At 67.5% G+C, this 17,285-nt stretch carries 15 protein-coding genes, 3 tRNA genes and 1 pseudogene; 14 read left to right on the top strand and 5 right to left on the bottom strand.

Annotated elements, in window-relative coordinates; genetic code table 11:
• Window positions 1-3 precede the first annotated feature (3 nt).
• Window positions 4-2,759 (top strand): annotated as a pseudogene (locus tag ACHMXB_RS19835) (PEP/pyruvate-binding domain-containing protein).
• A gap of 74 nt (window positions 2,760-2,833) precedes the next feature.
• Here ACHMXB_RS19835 and ACHMXB_RS19840 read toward each other — a convergent pair.
• Window positions 2,834-3,493, bottom strand: coding sequence for a DedA family protein (locus ACHMXB_RS19840; protein ID WP_395401217.1), 660 nt, complete (start codon window positions 3,491-3,493; stop codon window positions 2,834-2,836).
• 154 nt (window positions 3,494-3,647) lie between these two features.
• Here ACHMXB_RS19840 and ACHMXB_RS19845 point away from each other — a divergent pair, with 154 nt between their 5' ends.
• The 3 genes from ACHMXB_RS19845 to ACHMXB_RS19855 are packed head-to-tail and all read left to right on the top strand — an operon-like array spanning window position 3,648 to window position 6,869.
• Window positions 3,648-4,850, top strand: coding sequence for an outer membrane lipoprotein carrier protein LolA (locus tag ACHMXB_RS19845; RefSeq protein ID WP_395401219.1), 1,203 nt, complete (start codon window positions 3,648-3,650; stop codon window positions 4,848-4,850).
• A complete protein-coding gene (locus ACHMXB_RS19850) occupies window positions 4,847-5,887 on the top strand; it encodes an ABC transporter ATP-binding protein (protein WP_395401221.1) in 1,041 nt (346 codons plus the stop codon). The genes ACHMXB_RS19845 and ACHMXB_RS19850 overlap by 4 nt, the downstream gene beginning before the upstream one ends.
• Entirely contained in the window at window positions 5,874-6,869 is a 996-nt protein-coding gene (locus ACHMXB_RS19855) for an ABC transporter permease (RefSeq protein WP_395401223.1), read from the top strand. Before ACHMXB_RS19850 ends, ACHMXB_RS19855 begins: the two co-directional genes overlap by 14 nt.
• Before the next feature lie 52 nt (window positions 6,870-6,921).
• On the opposite strand, the gene ACHMXB_RS19860 is transcribed toward ACHMXB_RS19855, so the two are convergent.
• The 4 genes from ACHMXB_RS19860 to ACHMXB_RS19875 form a co-directional block, all read right to left on the bottom strand.
• The gene (locus tag ACHMXB_RS19860) at window positions 6,922-8,475 is read right to left on the bottom strand and encodes a C40 family peptidase (protein ID WP_395401225.1); all 1,554 of its coding nucleotides are present in this window, start codon (window positions 8,473-8,475) and stop codon (window positions 6,922-6,924) included.
• A gap of 219 nt (window positions 8,476-8,694) precedes the next feature.
• Window positions 8,695-9,615 carry a cation diffusion facilitator family transporter gene (locus ACHMXB_RS19865; protein WP_395401227.1) on the bottom strand — a complete coding sequence of 307 codons (921 nt, stop codon included), beginning with the start codon at window positions 9,613-9,615 and terminating at the stop codon, window positions 8,695-8,697.
• 10 nt (window positions 9,616-9,625) lie between these two features.
• Window positions 9,626-10,054, bottom strand: coding sequence for a metallopeptidase family protein (locus tag ACHMXB_RS19870; protein WP_395401229.1), 429 nt, complete (start codon window positions 10,052-10,054; stop codon window positions 9,626-9,628).
• A 10-nt stretch (window positions 10,055-10,064) separates the two neighbouring features.
• Window positions 10,065-10,925 (bottom strand): DMT family transporter, encoded by an 861-nt coding sequence (locus ACHMXB_RS19875; RefSeq protein ID WP_395405366.1) that lies wholly within the window; start codon window positions 10,923-10,925, stop codon window positions 10,065-10,067.
• Between the two features lie 364 nt (window positions 10,926-11,289).
• Between ACHMXB_RS19875 and ACHMXB_RS19880 the strand changes: the two genes are divergently transcribed.
• The 10 genes from ACHMXB_RS19880 to ACHMXB_RS19925 all read left to right on the top strand — a co-directional run bounded on the left by ACHMXB_RS19880 (window position 11,290) and on the right by ACHMXB_RS19925 (window position 17,242).
• Window positions 11,290-11,362, top strand: a tRNA-Glu gene (locus ACHMXB_RS19880).
• Between the two features lie 94 nt (window positions 11,363-11,456).
• Window positions 11,457-11,530: transfer RNA gene (locus ACHMXB_RS19885), tRNA-Asp, on the top strand.
• A gap of 48 nt (window positions 11,531-11,578) precedes the next feature.
• Window positions 11,579-11,654: transfer RNA gene (locus tag ACHMXB_RS19890), tRNA-Phe, on the top strand.
• Between the two features lie 875 nt (window positions 11,655-12,529).
• Window positions 12,530-14,125, top strand: a complete 1,596-nt coding sequence (locus tag ACHMXB_RS19895; protein WP_395401231.1) for a glycoside hydrolase family 68 protein — start codon at window positions 12,530-12,532, stop codon at window positions 14,123-14,125.
• A 244-nt stretch (window positions 14,126-14,369) separates the two neighbouring features.
• Window positions 14,370-14,837: a hypothetical protein gene (locus ACHMXB_RS19900; protein WP_395405368.1), complete on the top strand. Its 468-nt coding sequence runs from the start codon at window positions 14,370-14,372 to the stop codon at window positions 14,835-14,837.
• Between the two features lie 108 nt (window positions 14,838-14,945).
• Window positions 14,946-15,401 (top strand): Asp23/Gls24 family envelope stress response protein, encoded by a 456-nt coding sequence (locus tag ACHMXB_RS19905; protein WP_307025052.1) that lies wholly within the window; start codon window positions 14,946-14,948, stop codon window positions 15,399-15,401.
• Window positions 15,398-15,589 (top strand): DUF2273 domain-containing protein, encoded by a 192-nt coding sequence (locus ACHMXB_RS19910; RefSeq protein ID WP_190604309.1) that lies wholly within the window; start codon window positions 15,398-15,400, stop codon window positions 15,587-15,589. The genes ACHMXB_RS19905 and ACHMXB_RS19910 overlap by 4 nt, the downstream gene beginning before the upstream one ends.
• A complete protein-coding gene (locus ACHMXB_RS19915) occupies window positions 15,586-15,987 on the top strand; it encodes a hypothetical protein (RefSeq protein ID WP_395401234.1) in 402 nt (133 codons plus the stop codon). Before ACHMXB_RS19910 ends, ACHMXB_RS19915 begins: the two co-directional genes overlap by 4 nt.
• Entirely contained in the window at window positions 15,984-16,634 is a 651-nt protein-coding gene (locus tag ACHMXB_RS19920) for a hypothetical protein (RefSeq protein ID WP_395401236.1), read from the top strand. The genes ACHMXB_RS19915 and ACHMXB_RS19920 overlap by 4 nt, the downstream gene beginning before the upstream one ends.
• On the top strand, window positions 16,631-17,242 hold the full coding sequence (locus ACHMXB_RS19925; protein WP_395401238.1) for a hypothetical protein: 612 nt from the start codon (window positions 16,631-16,633) through the stop codon (window positions 17,240-17,242). The genes ACHMXB_RS19920 and ACHMXB_RS19925 overlap by 4 nt, the downstream gene beginning before the upstream one ends.
• Window positions 17,243-17,285: the final 43 nt, after the last annotated feature.

Consider the following 17,285-nt stretch of genomic DNA (forward strand, 5'->3'; position numbering starts at 1 on the left):
CGTATGAGCGGCCTGGTGCTCGGCCTCGGGGACCTCAGCGCCTCCATGCTGCCGGAGGTTGGCGGCAAGGCTGCCAACCTCGGCGAGCTGATTGCCGCCGGCCTCTCGGTGCCGGACGGGTTCTGCCTCACGACCCAGGCCTACGTCCAGGCCGTGGAGCCACTGGGCCTCGCAGACGTGCACCGCGCCCTCCAGGACACCCCGGCCGATGATCTCGAAGCCCTCGCCAGCCTGGCTGCCAGGGCCCGCAGCCTGATCACCTCGGCAGAATTGCCGACGGCGATCGCCGGGGAGGTGCTGACGGCCTACCGGGCGCTGGACGGCGTTCCGGTCGCTGTGAGGTCCTCGGCCACGGCCGAGGACCTTCCTTTCGCCAGCTTTGCCGGCCAGCAGGACACACACCTGAACGTCATAGACGCTGTGGCGTTGCTGGACGCCGTCCGGAAGTGTTGGGCCTCGCTGTGGACTGACCGGGCGGTGGCATACCGCGCCAGCCGGAACATTGATCCCGCAACGGTGGCCCTCGCCGTCGTCGTCCAACGGATGGTGGACGCCGAGGCGGCGGGCGTGATGTTCACCGCGAACCCGGTGACCGGCAGGCGCCGGGAGGCTGTGATTGACGCCAGCCCCGGGCTTGGCGAGGCAGTGGTGTCGGGGGCCGTCAATCCGGATCATTTCGTGGTGGACACCGCATCCGGTTCCATCCTGCAGCGCCGGCTGGGGGACAAACGGACGGCTGTCCGGGCGCTGCCCGCGGGCGGCACAGAATTCGTCGAGCAGACGGCGCGCGGGCCGGGCGGGCAAAACCAGCCATGCCTGACCGACGCGCAGATCCGGGAACTCACGGCGCTGGGCAGCAAGGCCGAGGCCCACTACGGCGCCCCGCAGGACACCGAGTGGGCGCTCGACGTCGACGGAAGAATTTGGCTGACCCAGTCGCGGCCCATCACCACGCTTTATCCGCTGCCGGAGAAGGTCACCCTCCAGAAGAAAGAGCAGGCACGGCCCGGCCCGGGGGAGGACCTGCGTGTCTACCTGTGCTTCAGCCTCGCCCAGGGCCTTACCCGGCCGCTGACCCCGATGGGACTTGCCGCCCTCCGCCGGCTCGGCTCATCAGTTGCTGCCGCGGCGGGCTTCGACGTTCCGGACCCCCGCAGCGGGCCGCCGCCGTATGTCGAAGCCGGACAGCGCATCTTCATCGACCTGACCGCCGCTGCCCGGAGCACGGTGGGCCGCCGGATCATTCCCAGGGTCTTTGACGTCATGGAGGCGCGCTCCGCAAAAGTCCTGCGCAGCGTGTTCGACGACCCTCGCCTGTCCATCACCCGCCGCACACCCTGGGCGCTCCTCAAGCACGTGCTTCCCATAGCTGCCCGGGCGCGCGTGCCGGAAGCAGCGATCCGGGCGCTGGTCCGTCCCGAGGCGGCGCTCAAACGCCTGGAGCGGTTCACCAAAGAGTTCAACGCGACGCTGGAACTGCCCCAGGGCGCTTCCCCGCGCGCGCGGCTTAACCATGCCGAGGGCGTACTGTCGCGGCTCTTTCCCAACCTGCCGGCCGTGCTCCCGCTGGCCGGCCTCGGCTTCGCCATGCTCGGCCTCGCCGGGAGACTCCTTGGCGCCGGCAGACTTTTTGGTGCCCGTGAGGGTGGGGCCGGCCAGGACGGTGCCGCGGGAAGCGGAAACACAGACCTGCAGCCCGTACTCCGCGGCCTGCCCAACAATGTGACCACCGAGATGGACCTCGAGCTGTGGCGGGTCGCAACGGCGATCAAGTCCGACGCGGAATCGCTGGCCGTACTTACGGGGCATCCCCCCACGGTGCTGGCGCAGCGCTTCGCCGAAGGCGGATTGCCGGCCGCGGCCCAGACCGGCGTGGCAGGGTTCCTGGCGCGGTACGGGCATCGGGCCGTCGCCGAGATCGACGTCGGCATGCCCCGCTGGCGGGACGACCCCACCCATATTCTTGGTGTCCTTGCCAACTACCTCCGGCTGGAGGACCCGGAACGGGCCCCTGACCGCCAGTTCAGCAAGGCAGCAGCGGAAGCGGATGCACAGATTGAGCGGCTGGTGGCCGAGGCCCGCTTAAGGGACGCCTTCGCGCCGTGGCCGTCCGCGCGGCGTTGCGGCGGGCGCGGCTCTTCGCCGGGCTGCGTGAACTTCCCAAGTTCCAGATCGTGCTGGCGCTGGCGGAGGTCCGGAAGCAGCTGGCGGCAGTCGGCGCCGTGCTGGCGGAACAGAAACGGCTCGGCCGGGCAGAGGACATTTTCTTCCTGGACCTCGCCGAGGCCCACCGGGCGCTGGATGGAGAGGACATGCAGGATCTCGTGGCGCAGCGGCAGGGGGCCTACTACCTGGAACTGGAGCGGCGCCACATTCCGCGGATGCTGCTCTCAGACGGAACGGAACCGGAAACGCTGCTTACCGCCGTCGGAACCGCCGCCGGGGCGCTGTCTGGAAGCCCGGCGTCGGCGGGGACGGTGACGGCGCCCGCACGCGTCATCCTTGACCCCGTGGGCGCCCACCTGGAACCGGGCGAAATCCTCGTGGCGCCCTCCACCGATCCGGGCTGGACGCCGCTGTTCCTCACGGCGGGCGGCCTGGTGATGGAGATGGGCGGCCCCAACTCCCATGGCGCCGTGGTGGCACGGGAGTACGGCATCCCCGCCGTGGTGGGCGTCGCTGACGCCACCTCGCTGCTCAGGACTGGCCAGGAAGTGACGGTCGACGGCGGCGCGGGCACCGTGGTGCCCGGCGCCTGAGGGCAGCGGCTACTGCAGTTCGGGGTTGCTGAGGCAAGTTCGGGGTCGCTGAGGCGCTGCCTTAAGGTCGGGGGCTACCGCCGGTCCTTCGCCGGCCTTCCGCGCCGGATGTGCCGGACCACGAGCCAGACCACGAAGAGGGCCAGAGCGGCGTAGACGGCGTAGTTGAGGTAGCGGGAGTACTGCTCCACCATCGCGTACTGCCGGCCCAGCAGTACGCCGAAGCCGATCAGCGCGCCGTTCCAGATGCCGCTGCCGGCAATGGTGAAAATGCTGAAGGTGCCCAGGTGCATCCTCTCGGCGCCCGCCGGCAACGAAATGAGGCTCCGCACGCCGGGCAGCAGCCGGCCGAAGAAAATCGCCGACCTGCCGTGGCGGCGGAACCAGATGTCGGCGCGCTCGAAGTCCTCGCGGTCCACCAGCGGTAGCCTGGACAGCCAGCGGATCGAACGCTCCAGCCCCACCTTCGCGCCCAGGAGATACAGCGCAAGGGCGCCCATATATGCCCCCAGCGTGCTGGTCACGAAGACCAGGGCCAGGTTGAGGGACCCCTGCCGGGTCAGGAACCCGGCGAGCGGAAGAATCACTTCGCTGGGAATCGGCGGAAACACCGTCTCCAGGAAAGTGAAGAGCCCCACACCCCATTCCCCGAGCGAATCGATGGCTTGGGCGGCGAAGCCCACGATGCCTGTCAGTTCGTCGGCTGGACTGGATGTGGCACCGGGAATGCGCATTGGCGAAGGCTCCTGGAAGCTGGAAAACGGCGTCCCACCCAGTCTGGCCCACTGGACGCGGCACGCGAAAGCGGGCAGCCCTGCCGGGGGCTGCCACATGGGAGGCCGAGGCGTACCCTGAGGGTATGAGCTGCGACGTCGGAGCGGAGTTGACATGACTGCGACCTGGCTGCGGTGGACACCCGCCGTGGCCGTACCTGCTGTGATAGCTGCCGGAGTCCTGGCGGGGTCGTTGCCCGCGAGCGCCCGGGATCCATTGCCGGAGAAGACACCTGCCCAGGTGCTGGCGATGATCGGGCAACACCAGACCAAGTCCTTCTCCGGCACGGTGGAGCAGTCCTCCGAAGTCGGCTTGCCCGATGTCCCCCAGGTAGGGCCCACCTCCGGTGCAGGAACGGGTTCCCTCGCCGAACTGCTGACCGGGCCGCACAGCGCCCGGGTCTATGTCGATGGACCAACCAAGGCCCGCATCCAGGTGATGGACCGGATGGCCGAGCGCGACGCCGTCCGGCAGGGCAATGAACTGTGGCTGTACAACTCCAAGGACAACTCGGCCACGCACGTCACGCTTCCCGCAGAGGCGTCGAAGGAATCCCACAGCCATGACATGCCGGCAGGTGTGGCAACCCCGGAGGAACTGGCCGCGAAGATGCTTGAAAAGCTGGACGGCAGCACAGACGTGGCGGTGGCCGAAGACACCGAGGTGGCGGGCCGGGCGGCATACAGCCTGGTTCTCACGCCGAGGTCGGCCGTGACTCTGGTGGGCTCCGTGGCCGTGGCCGTGGACGGTGAGAACGGCCTGCCGCTGAGCGTGGAAGTGCGGGCCCGCGGGCAGCAGGAACCTGCCTTCCGGACGGCTTTCTCCAGCCTGACGCTTGGGGCTCCAGATGCGGCTTTGTTCAACTTCTCGCCGCCGCCAGGTGCCTCGGTGAAGGAAGTTGCGGTGCCGGCAAAGCCCAACGGCACGACCGGCCAAGCCGACAAGAACCGAACAGGCAAGGATCTGGCTGACAAGGACATCGCTGACAAGAACATCGCTGACAAGAACATCGCCGGCAGGAACACGGACCATAAGGACCTGCGCGGACACGCCCCCACCGTCACCGGCTCCGGGTGGGAAAGGATCGTCGGCATACCGGCCCCTTCCGCTTCCGCGCCTTCCGAGCCCCGTGAGTCCGGGAAGCTATCAGTCGACAGGCTGCTCAATGATCCCCTTCTTCGCCAGGCGACAGTGACCGTCCAGGGCGGCCGGGCTATCTCCACGTCACTGGTTAATGTCCTGCTGACCGACGACGGCCGGACATTCGTGGGTTCCGTGCCCCTGGAGCGGCTCCAGGCTGCCGCTGCCGCGAGGTGACAGCCGCTGGCCGCGCTCTTGCGCTCGAGACAAAGGGGCTGAGTAAGCGGTTCGGCCACCAGCTGGCTGTCAACAGCATCGACCTGGCCGTGCCCCGGGGCTCTGTTTACGGCTTCCTCGGGCCCAACGGTTCAGGCAAGACCACCACTATCCGCATGATGCTGGGCCTCGCCGCGCCCACCGCGGGCGAGGTAAGGGTGCTGGGGATGGACATGCCGCGGCAGCTGGATGAGGTCCTGCCCCGGGTCGGTGCGCTGGTGGAGGGACCGGCTTTCTATCCTTTCCTCTCGGGTGCGGCAAATCTGCACCGCTTTGATGCCGCGGACCGCCACGCCGCGCCGTCCACCCGCCGCGCGCGGGTGGGTGAAGCACTGGAACGCGTGGGGCTTTCCCACGCCGCCCGAAAGAAGGTGCGGGCCTACTCCCTCGGCATGAAGCAGCGGCTGGGAATCGCCAACGCCCTGCTGGCACGCCGCGAACTGTTGGTCCTGGACGAACCGACCAATGGGCTGGATCCGCAGGGCACGCGCGAGGTGCGGAACCTGGTCCGGTCCCTCGCCGCCGACGGCGCCACCGTGTTCGTCTCGAGCCACCTGCTGGCCGAAGTGGAGCAGATCTGCACCCATGCGGCCATCATGAGCGCCGGCAGGCTGGTGGCGCAGGGGCCCCTGGCCGAGCTCCGCGAGTCGGGCACCGCGCAGCTCCGCCTGGTGACGCCCGACGCCGGTACGGCCTCGGGCGTTTTGGTGCGGTTTGGTCTGACCCCGGTTGTGGGTCATCCAGACGGAGTGGATGCCGTCATTACCTCCAGCCTGCCTATTGGGGCAGGGGTCGACCGGACAGCAGGGCACTCCGGTGGCGCAGGGTTTGACGGTGGGGCGGGGCTCCCAGCCGCCAACGGAGGCGTGGCACCGGAGGCCATAGTCGCGGCCCTCGTGGCGGACGGCGTACGCGTGCGCGGGTTCACCGTCGAGCGTGGCAGCCTGGAGGACCGCTTTGTGGCTTTGACGGGGGAGGGGTTCGATGTCGCACAGTGATCGGCCGCCGGTGCAGAACCATGAAGCGCAAGAGCCGCCAGCGCAGGAGCCTGCAGCGCAGGAGCCCGCAGCGCAGCAACCGGATGGACACGGGCCTGCGGCGCGGGAACCGGCGGTGCAGCGGCTCACCGTGCGGGACAGCCCGGCGCCGGGTACCAGGCGCCGGCCGTCCAGCGGTTCGCTGCTCGCCTCGGAGCTGAAGCAGCTGTTCCGCCGCCGCAGGACCCAGGCCATGCTCCTGGCGCTGGCCGCCATCCCGGTGGTAATCGCCGTCGTCGTACGCGTTTCTTCAGCTGTCCCCCCGGGGAGGGGGCCGGCGTTTCTGGACCGGATCAGCCAGAACGGCCTGTTCGTAGCCGTCACCGCCATGCTGGTTTCCGTCCCGCTGTTCCTCCCGCTGACCATTGGCGTGGTCGCGGGTGACACCATTGCCGGGGAAGCCGGACTGGGCACGCTGCGGTACCTGCTGGTGGCTCCGGCGGGCAGGGTGCGCCTGCTGCTGGTGAAGTATGCCGGGGCCGCTGTGTTCTGTATTTCCGCTCCGCTCGCAGTGGCGCTCGCCGGCGCGGGCATCGGCTGGGTGCTCTTCCCGGTGGGACCGGTGGCACTGCTCTCGGGCGACCTCGTGGAGCCGGACGAGGCGCTGGTGAGGATGCTCCTGATCGCCGCTTATCAGGCCGTGTCGCTGCTCGGTTTATCCGCCATCGGGCTGTTTCTGTCCACGCTGACCGACGTGCCAGTCGGCGCCATGGCCGCCACCATCGTCCTGTCCGTCGTTTCCCAGGTGCTCGACCAGCTGCCCCAGCTGGAGTGGATGCACCCGTGGCTGTTCACGCACAACTGGTTCGGCTTTGCAGACCTGCTTCGCCAACCCATCGGCTGGGATTCGTTCGGTGACAATGCGCTGCTGCAGGCGGGCTACATCGCCGTGTTCGGCGCGCTCGCCTACGGCAGGTTCGTGAGCAAGGACGTGCTGTCCTAGGGGTATCCCTGAGCAGGGTTTCCGGTTTCGGGGGTGGAGTGGCCGGGCCGAGCTAGTACCGCGCGGCGACCGGGTGGAGCTGCATGCCGGCCATCATGCTCAGATCCGTCACGGTGATGCCAGCAGACGGGTTCAGTGCCTGAACTACCTTGCCGCCGCCGAGGTAGATCGCCACATGGTAAAAACCGGGCGCCGATCCCCAAACCAGCAGGTCACCGGGCTGCGCCTGGGACAGCGGTACGTGGACGGGCGCCTGGGCGAACTGCTCCGCAGCCGTGCGCGGAAGTTGCTTCCCGATGGCCGCGAACGCATTCTGGACCAGGCCTGAACAGTCGAAGCCGTAAGCGCCAGTGCCGCCGTACTGGTAGAAGTACGGGGACCCCACCTTGCCCATCGCCACGGAAATGGCCGCCTGGTTGGAACCGCCGGGCGACGGGGCAGGCTGAACCGGCGCCGGCTGAACGGGCGCAGGCTGTGGCGCGGGAGCCGGGGCAGGTGCAGGCTGTGCGGGTGCCGGCCGTGCGGGTGCGGGAGCCGGGCGGGCAGGCGCGGGAGCTGCAGGAGCCGCGGGCGCCGCAGGTGAAGGTGCTGCGGGAGCTGCTGGAGCCGCAGGTGCGGGCGTTGCCTGTGAAGGAGCGGCCTGGGCCGGCGTCCGGGACGGCGCGGAAGCGGACTGTTCCGCCGGAGCCGCATTCCCGCTGTCGGAAGCCGCAGCATTCACTGCCGCTGCTTTGTCTGCGGCCGCCTGGGCCGCGGCGGCACGTTCAGCTGCTGCAGTTACGGCGGCGAGACGGGCCTGCTGGCGCTGGCGTTCCAGACCGTCCACGCGAGCGGACTCAAGCGCCGCCGTCGTGTTTCGCAGCGAAGCAAGCTGCCCCACGAGGACAGTCCGCTGCGCCTTCGCGTCCGCCACCGCCTGCACCTGGGCCGCATTGGCCTGATCGGCCTGTGCCTTGAGCGTCTCGGCGGTTTTGGCGGCGTCGTCTGCAGCGCGGCGGGCGTCGGCGGCAGCGGCGGTGAGGGATTCGGCGGCTGCCGCCGTGGTTTCTGCTGCGGCGAAGGCCCTGCTCCGGCCTGCGGTGAGGGCCTGCAGTGTTGCGGCTTTGGCAAGGACGTCGCCCGTGCCCGCGACCAGGCCGCTCAGCTCGGGATTGAGGCCACCGTTCCGGTACAGGTCCCCGGCCAGCTGCCCCACTGCCCTGCGGCTTTTGGACTGTTCCTTGTCCGCGGCGGCAGCCCTGGCCGTGGCCACGGCGGCCGCGTCCGACCTCGTGTCCAGTTCCACCAGGGCGTTGCTGTATGCGTTGTTGGCTTCGAGCGTGCGTGCGAACGTGACTTCCTGGGCCGTGGCGGCGTCTGCCAGGATGCCCTCGATGTCGGCGACCTTGGCCGCCGTCGAACTTTCACTGGATTTGGCGGAAGCGATGTCCGCGGGGGAGGGGATGTCCGTCGTCGCCGGTGCCGCCAGGGCTGTTGCCCCAAGGACCGATGTGGGCGGGCTGACCGGGAGCGCCCGGTCAGCGCTGGCAGGTGCCGCGAGGGTTCCAAAGAGGACGACGGCGGTGCACAGGACGGCCGCTGTGCGGCCGGGGCCGGTCAAACTCATTCATAACCTCGCAAGTCAGGGCGGGGCGAACGAGTCGGGAGGCAGCACGGAAGTGCTCCTCTGAAGATGCCCAGCCCTCTGAGGTTAGGGGGAGCGTCGCCACATTGGCAACACTAGTCACATGAATAACATAAACAACATCTGTTTCATTTACTTGGAGATGCGGCGTGCGTGTCGCACCACCGCCGCCCGGGGCAACCAACCCGGACCGGGACGCAGTCACGCGTGCTGACGCGATTCGTGCTCGTAGTGGCTGGCCGGTTCCAGTTGGAAGGTGCAGTGCTCCGTATCGAAATGCGAGCCGAGGCAGGTGGTGAGTTTGTCCAGGACCTGGTCCGCGCCCTTCGCGCTCAGCACCTCGTCCTCCACCACCACGTGGGCGGAAAACACCGGCACGCCGGACGTGATCGTCCAGATGTGGATGTCATGGACGGCAACCACGCCCGCCACCGAGAGGATGTGTTCGCGGATCATGCTGACTTCCACGCCTTTCGGAGTGGCCTCCAACAGGACATCGACCACCTCGCGGAGCAGGTGCCAGGCCCTCGGCAGGATCATCAGCGCGATGATCACGGAGGCGATGGTGTCTGCCGCCAGATATCCGGTGAACTTGATGACCAGCGCCGCGGCGATCACGGCGAAAGAGCCGAGGAGATCGCCCAGCACCTCCAGGTAGGCGCCGCGGACGTTCAGGCTTTCCTGCTGGGCCTTGCGAAGGATCAGCAGCGAGACGAGGTTGGCGGCCGCACCGAGGATGGCGGCGTACAGCATGATGTCGGTGTGCACCTCGGGTGCGGAGCCGATGCGGCGGATGGCTTCGGTAAAGATGACAGCCGCTACCACCACCAGGATCAGGGCGTTGGCGAGGGCGGCCAGGACTTCGGCACGCTGGTAGCCGTAGGTCCGTAGATCGCTGGCCGGCAGTGCTGCGATCCATGCTGCCATCAGGGCGATGAAGACGCCGGCTGCGTCAGAGAGCATGTGGCCCGCATCGGCCAGCAGGGCAAGGGAGCCGGAGAGCAGGGAACCGACCAGTTGGATGAGCATCACTGAGAGGGTGATGGCCAGAACCGCGATCAGCCTGCCGCGGTGCCTACCCGTTGCCGTGAGGCCGTGGGTGTGGTTGTGGTCGTGTCCCATGCCTACAAGGCTAGTCCCACCCGAGTTCGTGAAGCCGCTGGTCGTCGATTCCGAAATGATGCGCGATCTCGTGGATCACCGTCACCGCCACCTCCTCCACCACGTCCTCGCGCGAGGAGCAGATGTCCAGGATGGGCTGGCGGTAGATGGTGATGCGGTCCGGAAGCGATCCGGCATCCCACCAGGAGTCACGCTCGGTCAGCGGAACGCCCTCGTACAGTCCCAGTAGCACCGTGTCCGGGTCCTCGCCCGGCTGCGGGACGTAGTCGTCGTCGATGAACACCGCCACGTTGTCCATGGCCCGCGCCACCTCGGCCGGGAGCTGGTCCAGGGCGTCGCTTACGGCCGCTTCGAAGTCGGCCTCGGACATCTCGAAGCCTGGGGAGTCGCCAGCTCCGTCCGGCACAATCGGGAGGCCGGGCGGCAGGTTAGCGGGCATACCCAAAACTTTAGCGGGATCTCCGCCGGGTCAGCCCCACACCGAGGAGGCAGATGGCACCGCCGACGAGTCCCCAGATGGTCGGGATTTCGCTGAGCACCAGCCATGAGATCAGCACCGTGGTGCCCGGGACCAGGTACGTGGTGGCAGCCAGCTTGCCGGCATCGATCAGCGACAGCGCATAGGCCCACGTGGTGAAGGCGATGGCGGTGGGGAAGATGCCCAGGTAGACCAGGCCGAGGGTGGCCGGCAGCGGCGCCGCCTGCAGTTCCTGTCCCAGCTGGCCGGCGAAGGGAAGGCAGCAGACCATGCCCACCATGATCCCGAACCACGTGGCCTGACCGGCCGGAAACTTCCGCAGCACGGGCTTCTGGATGATGACGCTGACCGCGGCGAGTGCAGCAGCGAGGAGGCAAAGCAGTACGCCTGCCACGTCCGCCGTCGAACGCGTCCCCGAACCCAATGCGATGACCGCGACGCCGCCGAACGCCACCAGGCTGCCGATGATCAGCCAGCGCGGAAAGCCCTCCTTGAGGATGATGCCTGCCATCACGGCCACCAGGATGGGGTTCACGTTGATCAGCAAGGCACTGGTTCCGGCGTCGAGCGAATGCTCCGCCGCGTTGAGTGCCACGTTGTACCCGCCGAACCACATAACGCCGTACGCGAGAATCGGCCACCACTCGCGGCCCCGCGGCAGCGCCCGCAGCTTGGGGAGCACCACCGCACCGAGCACGACGGCGGCAATCGCCACCCGACCCAACGTCAGGGCTCCGGGGGAGAAGCTCGGGCCGACGGCGCGGATGCCCACGAAGGCGGAGGCCCAGAGCACCACGGTCACCACGACGGCGGCGACCCCCAGCGCGTTCATGGAGGGTGCGGGCTTCCGGGGAGCGGGCCCTTCGGGCGCGGGTCCTTCCGGCGCCGATCCTTCAGGGGAGGGGCTGTCGGGGGAGTGGGGCTGGAGGGGGCTGGTGCCGGCGGTGGATGCCATGGTGCCAATCTAGCCCCGTTGCCCACGCGGTGGCTGGCGGAAATCGGCCATGTCTAGCCAAGAATCTGCCAATGTGGCGGGCTTCGATTTGCTTGCCGCCTGGGCCCCCGCCGGGCCGATTTTGGATATTCCGGGGAGAGGCTCTATAGTTTTACAGGTCCAGTTCGGAGGAACGCGGAAGGACAAGAACGAAAGGCTTCGGCCCTTTATTTTTGCCCTTGTTCAACCAAATTGAGTTCAGGCCCCCATCGTCTAGCGGCCTAGGACACCGCCCTTTCACGGCGGCGGCACGGGTTCGAATCCCGTTGGGGGTACGCAAGGAAGTGGTCAAAGCAGGCAAAAAAGTCTGGTAGGCTGGAGTTCTTGAAAAAACGCGGTAGCGATACTGCGGAAAGCAAGAAATAGCAAGGCCCTGTAGCGCAGTTGGTTAGCGCGCCGCCCTGTCACGGCGGAGGTCGCGGGTTCAAGTCCCGTCAGGGTCGCTTTGTTTGCCGGAAGAAATTTCGGCATTCATGGTGACATGTCACCTAGGCTCTGTAGCTCAGTTGGTAGAGCGTTCGACTGAAAATCGAAAGGTCACCGGATCGACGCCGGTCGGAGCCACCAGCTAGAACCCCGCTGTTCCATTAGGAACAGCGGGGTTTTTTCGTTCCCATGGGTTTCCCGGTTTCCCTGCCCGTCGGCTTCCCTACCTCACTCCCTGCTGCTTTTCTGCCAACGCGTCCTCAGGTGCTGCTGCTTTTCCGGCAACGCGTTCTCAGGTCCTGCTGCCTTTCTGCCAACGCGTCCTCAGGTCCTGCTGCCTTTCGGCCAACGCGTCCTCAGGTCCGGCGGCTTTTGGGGCAACGCGTCCTCAGATCCTGCGGCCTTTCTGCCAACGCGTCCTCACCTTCCCCGCCAGAGGTCCCTGCACGGTGTGCCACTGCACCCACCCGCCTTCCCCGCCCGGCGTCGGGGGGAGCCGGAGGGATGCCGGCGTATCAGCCCGGTCACTTTGAAAATCCAGGCCTGGCTCTCAGTGCGCCAGCCCTGGTGGGGCAGCTTGGGGCCCCGGCGTCGTGAATCCAGGCGGCGGCCGGCCTGTTCCGTCTCGAAGTGCCCCGTCTTGGTCGGCGCGATCCCTGCTGGCGGTGTGAGCAACGCCATTGATGACGCAATTATGAAGACACATTTGATTCCGGGACCGACCTGCGGCACGCGCGCGCAAAACGAGATGTAAGCGCTTGCACCGTGCGAGGGCCAGCTGAGCGCGGCGACCGAAAACCGTGTTGAACTTGGCTGACAACGTTGTCTAGCGTGGAGTGTGGGCCGCGAAATGTATGACATTTCCGAAGGCCCGCCGCGGGGTCCCACCCAAGCCCCGCTTCTCCCGACACAACGGCGTCCTCGATGGCGCATGCCGTGTCACGGGGTCTCCGGAGTGCGGGGACAAGGGCAGCTGCCCGTCTTCCACGAACGTAACTCCGCGAGAAGAGCAAAACATGCACAAGCACCCCAACACCCCCCGGATGCTACGGTGGCGCCCCGCCGCCGCAGCGCTGGTGGCAACTGTCGCCGCCACGGCATTCCTCGCCGTGCCCCCGGCGCAGGCGAACGAGCCCGCGGATCCGCCGTCGAGCACCCAGATGCCGGCGCCAACTCCCGGCTTCCCGCTGCCGACGCCGCACACCCAGACGGCACACGATCCGGCGTCCGACTTCACCTCAAAGTGGACCCGTGCGGATGCCAAGCAGATCATGGCGCAGAGCGATTCCAAGGTTAAGCCGGGCCAGAACTCCATGAGCCCCGACGTCACCATGCCGGAGATCCCTGAGGACTTCCCTGCCATGAACGACGACGTATGGGTCTGGGACACCTGGTCGCTGACCGACGAGAACGCGAACCAGATCAGCTACAAGGGTTACGACGTGATCTTCTCGCTGGTTGCTGACCGGCACGCAGGCTACGGTTTTGACCAGCGCCACTGGAACGCACGCATCGGCTACTTCTTCCGCAAGACCAACGCCGACCCGGCCAAGGACAAGTGGAATTACGGCGGACACCTGTTCCTGGATAACACTTCCATCGGCAACACCGAATGGTCTGGCTCCACGCGCCTGATGCAGGGCAACCACGTGAACGTCTTCTACACGGCCACCACGTTCTACGACGTCAAGGAGCGCAACGCCGGCGGCGGCGGCATCGCCCCGGACGCCGCCATCGCCAAGGCGCTCGGCAACATCCATGCGGACAAGAACGGCGTGACCTTCGACGGCTTCCAGCACACCAAGCTGCTCGAACCGGACGGAAAGCTGTACCAGAACAAGGCGCAGAACCCGGGCTTCGCGTTCCGCGACCCGTACACCTTCGCTGACCCGGCGCACCCCGGCAAGACCTTCATGGTGTTCGAAGGCAACACCGGCGGCAAGCGCGGCGACTACCGCTGCAAGAACGAGGACCTGGGCTACGCCAAGGGTGACCCCAAGGCCGAGAACCTCGCCGAGGTCAACAGCACGGGTGCCTACTACCAGACCGCCAACGTTGGCCTCGCCGTGGCAGACAACAAGGACCTGACCAAGTGGCACTTCCTGCCGCCGATCCTCTCCGCCAACTGCGTGAACGACCAGACCGAGCGTCCGCAGATCTTCATCCAGAATGAAGGCGGCAAGAACAAGTACTACCTGTTCACCATCAGCCACCAGTTCACCTACGCTGCAGGCATGCGCGGACCCGACGGCGTGTACGGCTTCGTGGGCAACGGCGTCCGCTCCGACTACCAGCCGATGAACAACAGCGGCCTGGCCCTCGGCTCCCCGACGGACCTGAACCTGCCGTCCGAGTCGCCGGAAGCGCCGACGCCGAACCAGAACGGCCGCCAGTTCCAGGCCTACTCGCACTACGTGCAGCCGGGCGGCCTGGTCCAGTCCTTCATTGACAACGTGAACGGCGTCCGCGGCGGCTCCCTGTCGCCCACCGTCAAGCTCAACTTCCGCGACGGCGTGTCGAAGGTTGACCGCAGCTTCGGCAAGAACGGCCTCGGCCCGTTCGGTTACCTGCCCACCAACGTCCACGTTGGCGGCAACGGCCTCTACAAGTAAGCCGTCACTGTTGCAGTAGTCGGGAGGCGCCCGGACCTGGTGAGTGTTCCCGGGTCCGGGCGCCTTTTGCTGCACCTGACTCCCTGTATATACAGAGCCGTTTGAGGCACGACTGCAAAAGCGCACTTGGCCTGTCAACTTGGAAAGTGGCGTGCCAGCCGGGCTAGACTCGCACGCCGGGGGACGGGGCAGGCGTCTTCGGCTGCCCCGCCAGGCCGCCGAGGGCGGCAAAACCACGCCAGGAATGGAAACCGTGAAAAATCTTGCCCGCCCGCTGTACGCCGCCGCCCTTCTTGCCGTAGTGGCACTTACCGCCTGCTCCGCACCTTCCTCCGGCAGTGCGCCGTCGGAGTCTGCAACATCCACGACGGCGGACAGCAGCGCCGCTCCGACCGCCTCCTCGAGTGCGGCGTCCGGTCATTTTGGCGGCTACGCATCGGCGGCGGAGGCCTGCGCCGCCATCTCCACGCAGGCCACGGGGGCATCCCTGCTGCCCCTCTCCGCCGCCCAGGGCAAGACAGCGGAACTGGAGCAGAAGAAAGCCGAGCTTGCGGAGACTGCCCAGCGGGTGCCGGAGGCGCTGAAGGCGGACTTCGGGCGCTTCAACGAGGTGGCACTGGCAGGCCTCTCCGACCAGAGCGTGTATTCCAACGGCAAGTTCGAGGCCGCCATGGCCCCGGTGACCGGGTGGCTCTCTGCCAACTGCAACTAAGGCTCCACGGGGAATGCGCTGCAGGTGCCGCGGGGAACGGGGTGCGCGCGGCCCCTGACGTTGTCCGGCCTAGGGGATAGGGTTGTGTTCAACAGAAGGGGAGTGCTGATGGAATACCAGAATCCACAAACCGCCGCCGTTCGCGTGGACCCTGCCCTGACGCCGGCTGCAGCCGGCGGGCGGACCGTGATCTCCGAGACCGCCGTGGCTAAAGTCGCCGGGATCGCGGCCCGGGCCGTGCCAGGCGTGTACTCCTTGGGGACGGGATCCTCCCGGGCACTTGGTGCCATCAGAGACGCGGTGGGCAGCTCCGATCACGCCGCAGGCGTGCATGCCGAGGTCGGCGAAACCCAGGTGGCAGTAGACATCACCCTGGTGGCGGTCTACGGCGCTCCGCTGCATGCCCTGGCCAACCAGGTACGCGCAAGCGTTTATGCGGCCGTCGAAAAACTGGTGGGCCTGCAGGTCATCGAGGTGAACGTCGAGATTAACGACGTCTACATTGCGCCGCCGGTGAAGCCGACGGGTGCGCCGGCCGTCGCCGAGAGGGAGGCGGTCCTGTGAGCCCCACTGTGGTTGGAATCGCGGCCGGCGCCTTCGTGGCGTTCATGTCGCTACAGTTCGGCCTTTGGGGCTTCCTGATCTCCCTGCTGTTCATGGGAATCGGTGCGCTCCTGGGCCGCGCCGCAGAAGGGAAACTGGACCTCCGCAGCGTCATCGATGCCATCAGCGGCCGGCGCTCATCCTCATGAACGGTGCAGCCGATACGAACCAGGCGGCCGAACCAGCCACGCCCGGCGGGCAGTACAGCGGACACAACAGGATCAGCACCCAGGCGCTCACCAGCCTGGCCAAGGCTGCCGCTGCCGATGCCCTGGGCATTCACGCCCATGACGTGCGCGCGGACTGGTCGGACGACGGCGGCCTGCTGGCTTTGTCGCTCGTCGCCCCCATCCGGATCCCCAGCCTGATAGCCGTCCTCCGCGACCCGGGACGTGTCCCGGCGCTGGGCGGCTCCATCTGGGACAGGACCGTGCACGCCAAGACCGACATCTTGACCAAGGTCACCGAACTCAGCGGTGCGAGTCTGAGCAGGGTGGACATCCGCATCAGCGGGGCCCACGTCACGGAAGAGGGCAGGGTGCGGTGAGTTCCGTCGTCGAACAGCAGCATGAGGCCGGCGGGGACCCGGCGCAGGGCAGCTCCGGTGCGGCGCACGCCGCCGCCATCGACATGCGCCGCGTCCTGCACCGCGAGACCCACGCCTCACGAGCCGTGGCAGCTGTCATCGCCGGTTCCCTGGTCATCGTGCTCTGTCTTTACGCACTCCTGGAATCCGCGGTGCGCGCCATCGGCCAGCCGCCCTGGCTCATCGACCCGCAGACGGCAGCCGAACGGATCGTGGCACTCCCGTCCGGTCTGCCGCCGCTGCTGCTGGGTGCAGCCGGAGCCGTGACCGCTGCCGCAGGTCTCTTCTTTTTCCTGAGCGCGGTCCTGCCCGGGCGCCGGGCCAGGCATCTGCTGACTGACCGGCGGATTGCCGTGGTGGTAGATGATGAAGTCATCGCGGCCGCCCTTGCCCGAAGCGCGCGCCTGGCGGCCAACGTCACTCAGGAACAGGTCATGGTGGTGGTTTCCCAGCGCCAGGTATTGGTCAACGTCCGCCCCACATCCGGAGTACCGGCCAGCGAGAATGCCATCCTGCAAGCGGTTGAAAACGAACTGGCGGCAATGGGACCGACTCCCATGCCCCAGGTGACCGTCAACCTATCGACCTCCGGGGTGGTGGGCGCATGAACAGCACACCCAGGCTCCTCAACCGGATCCTTCTCGGCATCCTTGGCTTCAAGCTGCTGGTGATCGGCGTGCTGCTCGTACTCCTGGCGGCCGTCCCCGCCGTCGCGGCGTGGTGGCACTCCTGGTCCAGGAGCGTCTCGGACAACGTCAGCGCGGCCTTCGAGGGCACGCAGTTTCCCGGCCGGCAGGGGAGCTGGCTGTGGGTGGTCCTGGCCCTCGCAGTGGTGCTGCTGATCGGCCTCATGGTTGCGTGGATCGCGCAGCAGGGCAAGGGCCGCACCGACCTCCTGCTGGCGGCAGAGGATCCGGGCGGCGTCCCCGGTGACATCAGGATCGGCGGGGGAGTGGCCGAGCAGGCACTGAAGAACGCCCTTGCCGACCGCCCCGATCTTGCCGGTGCCACGGTCTCGATCTACGACGTCAAGGGCCAGCCGGCCCTGAAGCTCCGGCTGCACCCACGGCCGGGTGTGGCTCCGCAGGCCGTGGCGGCCGAAGCGGCGGACCTGGTTGACGCGCTGAGCGCTGTGGTGGGCCTGCAGACGCCGGTTCTGGTGCACATCGCGGCAGGCGCGCGAACCCGCTTCAGCCGTGCCGAGCGGGTCCGCTAGCTCCGTTATCAGGAACTCCGACCAGCCGGAAACCGGTGAGTCG

Source organism: Arthrobacter sp. UC242_113 (genome assembly GCF_044054585.1).
GTDB lineage: Bacteria > Actinomycetota > Actinomycetes > Actinomycetales > Micrococcaceae > Arthrobacter.